Genomic DNA, 12,065 nt, shown 5'->3' on the forward strand with positions numbered 1-12,065 from the left:
TGTAGCAAGACAAAATAATATTTCCGTTCTTTTGCTTCATAGGACGAATATTAAATTGAAAAGTTCCAGAAATAAAAAAACACGCCACCCTAAAATGAGTGACGTGTTCAACATTTCATTTATACAATTGCCATCACAACATAATTTTCCTTTTGATTAAAGTCCGTCATATAACTGATTCTTTTTCTGATTTCTTTCCCTGTATAAGTTTTTGTTTTTGGATCAAACTCTTTCAGTAGCAAGAAATCACTGACTTGATAATCTCGATCATTCTTACGGATTTCGAATGTTTTGATTCCTTTTTCAACCTCTTCAAAGTATCCAGGAAGAATTTTCAATTCATGAAGTAGGTGTGCAGAATATTTTCCTTTGATCACATCATTAATAGTCAACGATAGATGCGCCATCAATTTACCTCTCAAATATTCTAAATCACAATTTGGTTTGATTTCGACCGACATTCCCCGATAATAGAAAAACACAATTTTCCCCTCTTTTACAGCTTCCATTGCTTCTTCATAACCGATATAATCAATATTTCCCTTCATAATTCCACTCCTTTTAAATTGTTATATATAGGAACGTACTGGAATTCATGAGGTTCCCAAAAGAAAAAAACACGTCACCAGATTCAGCGACGTGCTCACTTATACTTATAGAGTTACTATCTATCATTTCAGCACTTCATAACCATTGAATTCATTACTTCTGGAATGGGTCTTGAAATATAACGGTCCAAAAATCCTTCAATGTCTTGCACTGAATTCGCAAGAATCAAACTTCCGTGACCAATCAGATTGATGGCAACGTTTGTGGTTGTTCGATCTGGGAATATCTTCTGAATTTCTTTTACTTCCTGTAAACCCCCGCACGGAACTGCCACTTCTGTAAATGGCGCATCCTCGATATAGACATGAGAATGAACCATATAGTTCACGTTCTGGTAACTCTCATATAACGCTAATTGAATAGGCGTATCCACACTCGGTTTATACTCACCATAGTAGTAGATTTTACCGTCTTTTCCTTTTTGAACGGGAACAAAACCATCCAATCCCAGGTTTCGCTTATCGATATTTCTTCTGGAAACAAAGATTTTATCTCCGTGGCGGAAACTCGGAAAACCATGCCTGCATCGGAATGAAGCATTTCCTAAGAAACGGGTAACTCCTTCTGCTGGATGGATTAAATCATGGAATCTATCTGACAATTGTTTTACAAGGCTAACAAACTCACTTTCATTCGGAATGGCAATAACCCCTTCCTTGTAACGAGTACCGATTCGCTTCACTGTTTTGAGATAGGCTAAACGCTCAACCAAGCCCTCTACTAACACTTGAATATCATATGTCCGATCTACCCAAACAGCACCTAATGGATCAAACAATCGAGTCTGAAATCTGCCTTCTTCCCCTCTTGAAAATTCAATTACAAGATTAGCTTTCAGACCCAACGCATGATTGACAAGATAATTGAATTTGTACTCATCATGATTTCGTTTGGAAGTGACTAACAGTTTTCTCGGATAATGCTTCTTGATGTCCCGGTACTTCTCAAATTCATTCGGAACATTTGCAAACCACATGATAGCATCGGCATCTTCCATAAGATTTTCGTCATGTAGTTTCCGCAATGTTTCAATGTGTCCACCATTATACAATTGAACATCTGCCACCTGCGCCTGTTCTTTCAACGCCCAATAGATTTTCGCAATTAAACCGGAAGCCTTCCCTCTTTTTTCATCAAATGTTCCACCCACCAAATAGATTTTCATTTTATTTTCCTCCCTTTATTTTATAGACCCATCGCTAAAGCGTAGTAATAGCCAAGAAGGGTTTTCGAATCTTGAATATCCCCTTGCTCAACCATGCGGGCAAACTCACCCATCGTCACCCATATGACCTCTTCGACATCGGCATCTGAAACTTGTTTGTCTGTTTGGTTTCGAACAGACGCAGCAAACAAATTCAGTTTTGTATTCGAAATGCCGATCATCACATAATATTGATGTATTGATTTTAATTCCAAGACATCTTCGGGGCTGATTTCACATTCCTCATATATTTCCTCTAATAGAATGTCTGCATCGCTCATCTCTTTGTCGCACGTTCCAGCAACCAATTCATAGGTGTATCGGTCAACAGTCGGACGATATTGCTTCACCAACCCGAACCTACCGCTCTCGTCTATCAGGATGGCCGCCACTGCATCCGCAGCAATCAACCGTTCCCTTTTGACTACTTTTCCTTTGATGACATCTTTTGTTTCTTCGATTTTCAAATAACCATCATACAATAAACGATCCCTCTTCATTTTTATCAACTTCCTCATGTGTTTTTTGTACAAGCAACTTTCGATTTTTGTGAATTGAAATATTCCTTCTTACCTTACAGGACGTTGCGAAAATCAGTTTGTTTCATATGAACAATGAACATAGAAGAACACGCCACTCGATATGAATGGCGTATCTCAATTTTATAAGGCGTGTACGTGGTATGCCTTTCATTACCCTATATTAAAAGTAAAGATTAACAAGCATAATTCTTTTCCTCGATCACAATGTACTTTTGAATATCTGGTTGATAGAGAAAATAAGCAGAATAATAATAAGGTCCATAGGTATCACAGTCACTACGATAGTGATTAACCTTTACCGAATGAGTTCCGCTAATCTCCGCTCCCGCCACTTCCACCATTTCTAAACGAAAAGATGAAATGTCAGATGGTGAGTATACATCAAAAGTAATCGAAATCACTTCATTCCATTCCATTTCTTCAGAAGAAATATGCTGGAAGGCTTCCTTTAAATAATAATAGTCAAGCCAACTTATATGGTTGACGCTAATATCCTCTTTCCAATCCTCATATTCATCGTAAGCAAATTGAATAACATGAAAATTATTCCTCCTGTTCAACGCAATTTTTTTAATAAATTAGTAGGCGTGTTCTTTATGAGCTGAATAATCAAATTCGATCATTTAAAAGTTCATCCTTCCGTGCTTTATTTTTATATCGTAAGCAAGCCCTATACTCCCCTGAATGTTCAGAAGGATACCCAAACTTACAGGTATCCTTCGTATAGAACAAACAGCTTTTGCATTTCGCTTTTCTATCCTTCTTTAGACCATAGCAGCGAACCATTGGATTCAGATTGGCTTCGCCCCAATCGGTAGAAATCAAGTTCAATTCCAGGAAACAATAGTTATTTCCCATAGAATCACCCTTTCTTTAAACCAGTACAAACGATTCTGTTTTATTTCTAACATTGAACATGGAAATGGCTTTCTTAATCACATTCCCCACAGCTTTTGCTAACTGTACAGGTACGCCATTCGCTATTTGTTGTTGTTTTGATGACAGATTACCTACAAACTCAAAACTGTCTCTCAAACCAAATAGCCTTGCACATTCACGTATTGATAACACTCTGTTTTCGGTAGGATGCAAGATATTGCTTTTACGAACATTTGTGATCGTAATACTCGGCTTATCTTCTTCCAACCTTCTATAAATTGAACTATGCGTGTTTCCCTTTAGCATTTTTGGAGTTTTAAGATTATCCGGTATTGATTTCCAATTTTCGCCTTGACCAATGTATCGCATTCTTTTTTCTGTATCTGGATTAGGCTTCGAATAATCAGTTTGGTTTGGTATGTTCTCATGTAATCCCATAAATGCCTGACCAACCGTTACATATTCATGAGGTTGATAAATTGGTTTTGGCAATTCAATTCGACCGATCTTCGAACCAATAAAAATCGCTCGTGAGCGTTCTTGGGGACAACCATAATCCGCTGAATTTAACACTCCGTATGTGATGTCAAAATCACTTAATGTCTGAATGATTTCGTCTTTAAATTTTCCCTCTCCTGCCGTAAGAATTTGAGGAACGTTTTCCAATACAAAGACTTTGCATTTCGAACTTTCCTTTATAGCTTGAACATATCTTTTCACAAGAGCATTATTCGGATTATCTAAGAAATTCGTTTTTCGATTAGCGGCAGAGAACCCTTGGCAAGGAGGGCCGCCTACAATAACCGGTGCATCTTTCATCAAAGAAAAATCAAAGCGTTGAATATCATCAACAACTATGCAATCTCCGTTATTATGTCGATACGTTTCTGCTGCTTGTTCATCTTTTTCAAGTGCAAACACGATGTCGAATCCTGCTTCTCTAAACCCTTGATCCATTAATCCTGCTCCACTGAAAAAACTTGCAACTTGTAGAGGGATATAGACATTCTCCAAAGACTCTTTGATTTCTTCAAATACACCTTCACTGTATGAAAGGATCGATTCTATATGAAAAGAATGGGATTGACCTGCTACTTGGCGCAATTCTTCTTTTGAAAACGAAACTTCAAATTTCTTTTTCGTTTTAGCAAATTGCGAAATGTCGAATACACTAGCCTTTTTTGTTCTGCCATTCGAACGAATCCTGTTTTGTTTTTTAGCTTTCCCGGAACTTTTTTCCTCTGGTAATTTATCATTTTGGGTTTCAAAGCCTTCTACGATTACAGTATCTTCATAGATATTAACTTGAAGATAATCAGCATCACCGAATACACCATTAGCAATTTGATTCCGTATATCAACTAGTGGTATTTGATTTTTTCCTTTTCGGGATACCGTACCTGAACGGATCAGTGAATTTTCTAAGTCTAATTTCAACTTCTTTGCTTTGGACTTCCAATCCAAAGGTTCACCGTTAGCTTTTTCCGTCTGAAGTAGGATCACTTTGTTGTTTTTCGAATCGACTACATATTTGAATTTGGCGCTTACTTCAAAAAGCTCTTTGTCCGAAAATGTAATGCCACCCCTTGTTTTGCTTCTTTTTGCTATTTTGTTTTTTACAAAATTGAACATGTAATCAAAACCCTTCTATCTTTTTATTTTTAAGAACAGAGAAAGGACACCTATAAAGGCATCCTTTTTTATTAAAAGCATTCAATTTTTCTACCATGCAGACGTTCTAATCGTTCTTGATCAGCTTTTAATAACTCTCTATCTTCATCGGTTAGAGATTCTTCATACTTTTCCATCGACCACCCTTCCGGAAAAAGTAGCGTTTTTCCTTCCCTTACACCTGAACCCATTGAACATCCCATGTAATCAAATATCTCTTTTACTGTTTTTTCATCTGTAGCTTGGCATAAGCAAGCTAAATCAAATTCGGATGGCGTAAAGCCTTTAATATCAACACGTGGCGGCACACCTTTCGAATTCCAATCCCATCTTCCACAGAAGAACTCATGGGAACGGAAAAACTCTTCGATTTCATCCATATCCGTCATCGGGATGACATGCTTAGCAATCAAAGGGATAACGTGTTCTCGCTGCCACTTTGAATCAAGAGACCGCATTTTACTTCCTCTGGAAGAAGGAACGTTCCTAAAATGTTCTAACCCTAAACGCAATGCTGCTTCCTTTGTAATCCGATTCTTTTGACGATAATATTCATCTTTTGTTTCCTTGTCTTTATATCGAATCGGACCATGAAAATTCCGTAAATTAAGGATAGAATTGTACCAACACACGTCTTCCCGTTGCAGAAGTGATTCCATATTCTTACGATACTCACTAACCAATTCTTCCACGGTATAATGTAAGAGTTTTTCTTCCGCTATTTCAAAAGTAGATTCATTGTAATGGGGATTAAATACAATCCATCCCTTTTCTTTAAATCGTTCTATATCCATCCGTAAATGGATGGGTACATCTTTAATTCGAAGGTTATAAGGAAGTTTTCTTTCCTTATGCCATTCTTGTAACTCACGGAAGGATTTTTCCAACTCTTCGTCCGTCTTGGCTTCTTCCGTGAAGTCAAAATCAAACAACGTCATTTCCACTTGAAACACATCCTTTATTTTTATTTTTAAGAGAAAAAGGACGCTTTTTTAAAAAACGTCCTTTTTTATACGAAACCTTTTATTGTTTTTATTATTCCTTTAAGCATTCAAGCAAAATCTCAAAGAGTTCTTTGCTGTTGGCTTGTATCTCCATCTGGACACCATCTGAATAATACCGGATGTTGCCAATGTTACGATAGGACGTGAAACTGTAACTTTTGGGATGTAAAAAACCGAAAGTCCTGAACGCTTCATCGAATTCCTTATATGCTCCTTCCATATCTCCATCGGATAGATGTGTGTTTATAAACCCCTTCCGACCGGATGATCTATAGATGGTACGGGCAACATACTTTTTGGCACTTTTTATTTCCAATTCTTCTTTGGTCATAAACTCTTCATCGGAAAAAAACTGTAATTGATCCACTTCGCAGCACCTCATTTTTTTATACTAGTTTGTTTAACTAGAAAAAAAGACCGCAGCACAGAACAATCTTTGCAACAATCCTTTTTATTTATCACTCTTTAATTCCGCTTAACTCACGGATTTTTTTACGATAAAGATTATAAGCATCGTTAAGATTATCGTAGGAACCTTGAAGAATGTTATTAAACAAGACCCTATACATAATTCGATCCGGTTTATTTTTATCCTCATCTACCAAAATGACTACTTCAATTTCCATTTCATTTTGTTTATCATTTAAGTCAGAACGGATCAAAATGAAATTCGTCGAATCGCACACACTTCGAATTTTGCTGATTTTGACTTGAACTTCTTCATCCTCATTTTCTGCAAGCCAAAAATATAAATCATGACCATAACGATCCAACAAAAACCGTTCCGCAAAAATTTCAATATCGTTTTTTTCTTCTTCATTAAGAATGCCTTTCTGATTTCGCCATAAATCAGCCAATCCCATACAAACTATCAAATTATTTATTTCGTCCGACCAAACAACATCCTTTCGGAACATTTTCTTTTCTTGTAACATCTGAATAACAAATAAAACACTTTTAATATGTTCATTTTCGAGTGTATGTTTTTTCATAATAAATCTCTCCTTTTCAATAATTCAATCCCCAAACACCACGCTCGATAGAAACGAAATCATCATGCATCTGCAATGTCTGACGGATTTTTTCCTTCCAGTGCTTGTTCTTTACAGTTTTCTTGCTACCCTCAATCACTTTGTAAATCTGCTCCAACTTCGCTTGACCGCCCAACCATTCCACAGCTCCTTGTACCAAATCACGCCATGTAATGTTATTGAACTGTCGTAAGTCGAATGTTTTGGTGACAGTGTTTTTCATTTGTACCATCCATACATGGTTTTTCTTGAAAACAAGAAGGTGCTCATGGACGATTGGTACAAAGTTGTTATTGGCATATTGCTTGGAATCTGATAGGCAATTGTGTTGTGCCTTGATGATATGCGACTCCAAACTACCGAACCATGTCATATCCTTAATGATGGAGTAGTAACGCCCTTTTCGCCGGACATCCCCGACCAAAAAAGCATGGCGACCTCCATTCATCAAGGATTGATAGATTTTAGCATTCACCTTGTCCAATTTCTCAATAAATTCCTCATAACTCATGACGTTTGATAGATCGTCAGGATCATAGGAACCCCGTTGAAATTCATATTGTATGATGCTCCAATACGGTGGATGTGAAAAGACAAAATCCGAACCAAATGGAATCTCATCTTTCAAAGCATTCCATCCTGTATTCAAATCCAAATGAACACTATTCGTTATGCCTAATTCCTTTGCAACGTCCTGCCCTGTTCCCCCGCCTGAAAAGACTTCTACGAACCTTTTTGGTATTGTGTTAGGAAAGAATTGTTGCAACAAATCTTTAATAACGTGACCACTACAATTCCCCCGATAGGCAGAATTGCCCCAATGTCCACGTTCTGGATAACTAATTATAGATTTCAAGTTAAACCCCTCCAAATTTTAGTTAAATAAACTCTCGACTGTCTCATCGAAAAAGTCAGCAAGTATTATCGCTTCGGATACGGAGAACGGTGTAATTTCTCGTTCCTTTTGAGAATAGGAAGAGGATGTTATATCAAGCAATTCCGCCATATCCTGTTGCGTTAAACCGTTTAACTTCCGTAACCATTTTATTTTGCTCATATCATCTGGTTTTTGATTTAAATTTTTCTTACGATCCTTTTTTTCTATTTCCAATCGGGAAAGGCGTTGAACTCTTCTTCTCGCGGTTTTAACGGCACTATCTACAGCTTGCCTTGATACGCCTAACTTTTTTGCGACTTCTGCCCCGTTCAATCCTTCCCGTAATAGGAGGATGACTCTTTGCTGACTTGGTGTGCAAAGGTCAATCGGAATGTCGGAATAGCTGGAAATCCTTTCAGAAATCCGTTCTTTGCGTTTTTCCTTCGAAAGGTTATCGTATTCACATTTACTACATATACCGCTTTTGTTACGAGTTCCACTGCCACATTGTTTGCAGGTTTCCAAGTGTCTTCGAGGATCAAACTTTCCTGTTTTGTACATTTTTATAGCACGTTCCTCATGAGTTTCCCAGATGAGGTTATCGAGTGAAATGTTTCCCCTATTTTCGTCTTTGAATGAAACAACTGGTTTTTGTTCAGGGTTCGGGATAAAAGCTTGTGCTAATAAACGATGAACATAAAAATGCTTTTGTGTACCATCTACACTCGCTGAAACCACTTTGTATCCGTTCGAATCATGTACTATACATTCAGAACTCTGACGTGGTGTATGACGAAAGATTCTTCCATTCTCGAAAACCTGAAACAGACCATCTTCGACCATTTGATAAGGAACATCCCTCAATTCATCCGGGATAACAAAAGTAGCTTGATCCGAAATCTGTTTTTGTTTAGCCTGTCCTCTTTTAGGTTTAGAAACTTTAAAAACAGGTTTCTTTTCCTTTCGAATAGCCCTTCTTTTCATAGCATTCTTTCGTACGGTTTCTTTTGCCAAGCATCCGCAACTTTTTTTATTCCCCCATTTCAAATGGGTTGTTGTTGCTTCCGTGAGGCTTGTACACTTACAGCGGCAAAGCCATACTTTTCCTTGCTTTGGATGTCTTTTACCCGTATCTTTTAGAACAGTTAGTCGTTCGAATGTTTTTCCAACTAAATCGTATCCTTTATTGCTGCCCATTTTATATGCCCCTTTCGTATATCCTGCTGCACAGATACAAGAGCCACTAAAGAGAAACTTTATGATGTAACACCGATCACCTTGAACACAAGTTGATCTTTTCGGAGTTGTTCATACAAAGCCTTTTTCGCTTGGGAAACCGACAGTCTCAAGCCCTTCCTTTGTCATGACTTGACGACCGACAAGGAAAGAACCGACTATTTGAATGCCGTTTTTAAATTCAAATACGGGGTTACCGCTCACGAATAAGCCTTCATCGTCTACGACAAGGTCAAGAACCGGGTTGTATTGAATGATGTCGAATGTGCGACAATCAATGGCGTTATAGAAGAACGACAATTTCTCTTCCATTCCTCCGCCTTCAAACAAAACGATTTTTGTATTGACCTCCAAGAACCGCTTGCCTTCCGAACCTCTCACCGCTTCAACCAAAAGATAGAACTCTTTTTTTGAACTCATTTAAACCAATCTCCTTTTTCAGATAAATTTTAAAAAGAAAAAGACCAGAACAACGGTGATACCCGCTGAAACTGATCTTTTTAAGAAAACAATCTGTTGTTATTTCCAATCATAAAACGCATGGATTCCAGACTCATTATTTGGCATTTCATGTATCACACATTTATGCTTTCCGTGAAACTTAACATCAATGTTATCTGCCCCAGGCATGATACAAACGGTCATATACTTCCCGTTCCCGAGATCAATAACAATTGTCTCGTTCTGCTTCGTGTCTGGCCGGAAGACATAGTGTTCGCCCAGATTGAATGTCGGAAGCCCATTTGCTTTAAGTTCCTCCAAAGAAACATGCTGAAAAACTTTCATAGTAGCACACTCTCCTTTTTTATTTACCGTTTCTTGTTTACTTACTGTTTCCTGCCGCAGCATGAAAACCAACTCCTTTTCTATAAGTACTTTTAAACAACAAAAAAGCCGATTATCCCAAAGGAACCAATCAGCTTTTAAATATATTTAACGCACATAGGCGTAAATACCAAACGTAATTAATATGCAATTGCAATTTTTGACTTAAATAGTCTGCCTAGCGTTTCTAAATAAAGAATCCAAAGGCGTTTCAATTTGTGCCGAATCTTCCATGCAACGCACGGATCTGACAGCTTCCGCCATAAACTCATAAAAAATAATGAGGATAGAAAGGCGACTCAAAAACAAAATAGTATACCTGTAGTATAGCAAAGACCCCCTCCTTTATCAACATAATGTGTAACATATAGATAACTATATTCAAAATGTGTTTCATTTTAATTTCAACGAATAAAAAACGACCTACCCCAAAAAGGATAGATCGTTTTATTTCATTCCTCATCATTACGGACATATATGTTATTTTGCTCATCGTAATGGTATCCTAACGTTCCGGCGTACTGATCAACAGCCGCGAATTGGCGTTCGAAATCAAAAACATCCTCCAACTCATCGACATTCAAATCCAGTAGTCCTTTTTGAACCAAAGCATCCGTCATTTCACCAGTTGTCATTTCTTCTTTTAAAAGTGTCAAATCCATCTTCCTTCCAATTTTTATTTTATGACTTCCTGTATAGTTCCCGAACGACATCCATTGACACGCCTACTTCCGAAGCAAGTTCGTAAAGAAGACGTTTGTCATTCCCTGCCAACTTTCCCACAGTAAATTCATCGAGCACGTTATTTGCATAGCGAAGTTTGCCCGGTTCCGAAGCAAAATCGGTCGAACGTTTTGCGTATTCCTTACAAAAGGCAAGGAAAGAAACGGATTTCGCGATAATGTCCTTACGGAAAGATTCTATCCCTTTTTCTGTAATGTACTCATGAGGATCAATACCTTTCGGCAGCAGTGATAACCGAACGTCGATTCCATGCTCTATCAAGGTTTCTCCGATCCTTCTTGCAGATTCCATCCCTGCTTCATCGCCGTCATAACAGACAACAACTCGATCCGTGCATTCGCTTAATTTTTCAATTTGATCGATCGTTAGGGATGTACCCATGACGGATGTGGTGTTTTCCAATTTTCCCTGCACTGCCGCCATTGTATCAAGATAGCCCTCGAACAGGATAGCATAGCCGTGGCTTTTAATTGAAGCTAATGCCGCATTCATATTGAACAGGATTTCTCCTTTTTGGAAAAACGGCGTGTCCGGCGTATTAAGGTATTTTGCAGGGTGCGTATCTCCCGGCAGGACCCGTCCTGAAAAGGCGACGACCTCACCTATTCCGTTTGTTATAGGGAATACAATACGATTATGGAGAAGTCCAGTACGCATTCCATTCCGACGCTTGTCCGGCTTCAACAAACCAAATGCTTCACATTGATCCTTATCATGGCCGTGCGCGAGCAACAACTTTCGCAGCATGTCGCTTTGGTGCGACCAACCAAGATTGAATCGAATGATCGTTTCTTTTGTGAACCCGCGGCCCAACAAGTATTTAAAAGCTCGTTCCCCTTCTTGTGTATTAATCAACATGTGATGATAAAAGGTTGTAACGAAACGATACAGTTCTACATACTGTTTGTATTGTTTTGCTCTTTCTGATTTTCCTTTGAACGATTGTGCAAATTCATCCATTAAAATTTCTCCTTCCAAAAACAAATCGGACGGTCTATATTAACCATCCGATTTTGTCTCATTTTACTTTGAAGCCGATAGTGCATCGGCAATCGCTTCATTTAGTGTTATGTTCAGCTGGAACAAAACACCGGTCAGTGCACTCTTAAATTGCTCTTCACTTAAATCAAGATTTGCTTTCGCAACATGATTTCGCATCACTTTTTCGATTTCATGATCCAATCCGCTTTGGCGGTTGAACGTCAACTGCCACGTTGGATAATGGCCGCTCGTATACCCCTGATCGAGCAACTCCGCAACCATTTCCAAGCCGCTGTCATCCAATGCAGACTGGCAATCTAATTTCCAGTGAAGCCCATCAATCGAACCGTTTGTATAACCTTTCGAAACAAGAAACCCTATTCCCATCTGCTCCTTATCAGTCAATCCCCCGTAATTGATTGAACCGGAAGGCTCCCAACTCATCATATTTTTCATAATCAA

At 38.3% G+C, this 12,065-nt stretch carries 15 protein-coding genes; all 15 read right to left on the reverse strand.

The window, feature by feature from the left end; all coding sequences use genetic code 11:
• Positions 1 to 119: 119 nt before the first annotated feature.
• The gene (locus D5F11_RS08740; protein ID WP_318282546.1) at positions 120 to 548 is read right to left on the reverse strand and encodes an ASCH/PUA domain-containing protein; all 429 of its coding nucleotides are present in this window, start codon (positions 546 to 548) and stop codon (positions 120 to 122) included.
• 128 nt (positions 549 to 676) lie between these two features.
• On the reverse strand, positions 677 to 1,774 hold the full coding sequence (locus tag D5F11_RS08745) for a class II aldolase/adducin family protein (RefSeq protein WP_120117224.1): 1,098 nt from the start codon (positions 1,772 to 1,774) through the stop codon (positions 677 to 679).
• Between the two features lie 20 nt (positions 1,775 to 1,794).
• Complete coding sequence (locus D5F11_RS08750; RefSeq protein ID WP_120117223.1) at positions 1,795 to 2,313, reverse strand: NUDIX hydrolase; 519 nt, start codon at positions 2,311 to 2,313, stop codon at positions 1,795 to 1,797.
• Positions 2,314 to 2,528: 215 nt separating this feature from the next.
• Positions 2,529 to 2,915 carry a hypothetical protein gene (locus D5F11_RS08755; protein ID WP_120117222.1) on the reverse strand — a complete coding sequence of 129 codons (387 nt, stop codon included), beginning with the start codon at positions 2,913 to 2,915 and terminating at the stop codon, positions 2,529 to 2,531.
• 313 nt (positions 2,916 to 3,228) lie between these two features.
• Positions 3,229 to 4,671, reverse strand: a complete 1,443-nt coding sequence (locus tag D5F11_RS08760; RefSeq protein WP_245998156.1) for a DNA cytosine methyltransferase — start codon at positions 4,669 to 4,671, stop codon at positions 3,229 to 3,231.
• Between the two features lie 266 nt (positions 4,672 to 4,937).
• Entirely contained in the window at positions 4,938 to 5,849 is a 912-nt protein-coding gene (locus D5F11_RS08765; protein ID WP_120117219.1) for a hypothetical protein, read from the reverse strand.
• A 91-nt stretch (positions 5,850 to 5,940) separates the two neighbouring features.
• Positions 5,941 to 6,276 carry a hypothetical protein gene (locus D5F11_RS08770; protein ID WP_120117218.1) on the reverse strand — a complete coding sequence of 112 codons (336 nt, stop codon included), beginning with the start codon at positions 6,274 to 6,276 and terminating at the stop codon, positions 5,941 to 5,943.
• Positions 6,277 to 6,367: 91 nt separating this feature from the next.
• Positions 6,368 to 6,901: a hypothetical protein gene (locus D5F11_RS08775; protein ID WP_120117217.1), complete on the reverse strand. Its 534-nt coding sequence runs from the start codon at positions 6,899 to 6,901 to the stop codon at positions 6,368 to 6,370.
• 16 nt (positions 6,902 to 6,917) lie between these two features.
• A complete protein-coding gene (locus D5F11_RS08780; protein ID WP_120117216.1) occupies positions 6,918 to 7,796 on the reverse strand; it encodes a hypothetical protein in 879 nt (292 codons plus the stop codon).
• 18 nt (positions 7,797 to 7,814) lie between these two features.
• Positions 7,815 to 9,014 (reverse strand): helix-turn-helix domain-containing protein, encoded by a 1,200-nt coding sequence (locus tag D5F11_RS08785; protein ID WP_120117215.1) that lies wholly within the window; start codon positions 9,012 to 9,014, stop codon positions 7,815 to 7,817.
• A 111-nt stretch (positions 9,015 to 9,125) separates the two neighbouring features.
• On the reverse strand, positions 9,126 to 9,473 hold the full coding sequence (locus tag D5F11_RS08790; protein WP_120117214.1) for a hypothetical protein: 348 nt from the start codon (positions 9,471 to 9,473) through the stop codon (positions 9,126 to 9,128).
• 99 nt (positions 9,474 to 9,572) lie between these two features.
• Entirely contained in the window at positions 9,573 to 9,902 is a 330-nt protein-coding gene (locus D5F11_RS08795) for a hypothetical protein (protein ID WP_120117213.1), read from the reverse strand.
• 428 nt (positions 9,903 to 10,330) lie between these two features.
• Positions 10,331 to 10,534, reverse strand: a complete 204-nt coding sequence (locus D5F11_RS08800) for a hypothetical protein (protein WP_144515834.1) — start codon at positions 10,532 to 10,534, stop codon at positions 10,331 to 10,333.
• A gap of 25 nt (positions 10,535 to 10,559) precedes the next feature.
• Positions 10,560 to 11,582 (reverse strand): DNA primase, encoded by a 1,023-nt coding sequence (locus D5F11_RS08805; RefSeq protein ID WP_120117211.1) that lies wholly within the window; start codon positions 11,580 to 11,582, stop codon positions 10,560 to 10,562.
• Positions 11,583 to 11,645: 63 nt separating this feature from the next.
• Entirely contained in the window at positions 11,646 to 12,059 is a 414-nt protein-coding gene (locus tag D5F11_RS08810; RefSeq protein WP_120117210.1) for a hypothetical protein, read from the reverse strand.
• Positions 12,060 to 12,065 lie beyond the last annotated feature (6 nt).

The sequence above is a fragment of the Siminovitchia terrae genome (assembly GCF_003605405.2).
Taxonomy (GTDB): Bacteria; Bacillota; Bacilli; order Bacillales; family Bacillaceae_C; genus Siminovitchia; species Siminovitchia terrae.

Coding starts and splice junctions, on each gene's coding strand:
- D5F11_RS08785 (WP_120117215.1), bottom strand. CDS start 9,014: ATGGGCAGCAATAAAGGATACGATTTAGTTGGAAAAACATTCGAACGA.
- D5F11_RS08790 (WP_120117214.1), bottom strand. CDS start 9,473: ATGAGTTCAAAAAAAGAGTTCTATCTTTTGGTTGAAGCGGTGAGAGGT.
- D5F11_RS08775 (WP_120117217.1), bottom strand. CDS start 6,901: ATGAAAAAACATACACTCGAAAATGAACATATTAAAAGTGTTTTATTT.
- D5F11_RS08810 (WP_120117210.1), bottom strand. CDS start 12,059: ATGAAAAATATGATGAGTTGGGAGCCTTCCGGTTCAATCAATTACGGG.
- D5F11_RS08740 (WP_318282546.1), bottom strand. CDS start 548: ATGAAGGGAAATATTGATTATATCGGTTATGAAGAAGCAATGGAAGCT.
- D5F11_RS08805 (WP_120117211.1), bottom strand. CDS start 11,582: ATGGATGAATTTGCACAATCGTTCAAAGGAAAATCAGAAAGAGCAAAA.
- D5F11_RS08745 (WP_120117224.1), bottom strand. CDS start 1,774: ATGAAAATCTATTTGGTGGGTGGAACATTTGATGAAAAAAGAGGGAAG.
- D5F11_RS08795 (WP_120117213.1), bottom strand. CDS start 9,902: ATGCTGCGGCAGGAAACAGTAAGTAAACAAGAAACGGTAAATAAAAAA.
- D5F11_RS08750 (WP_120117223.1), bottom strand. CDS start 2,313: ATGAAGAGGGATCGTTTATTGTATGATGGTTATTTGAAAATCGAAGAA.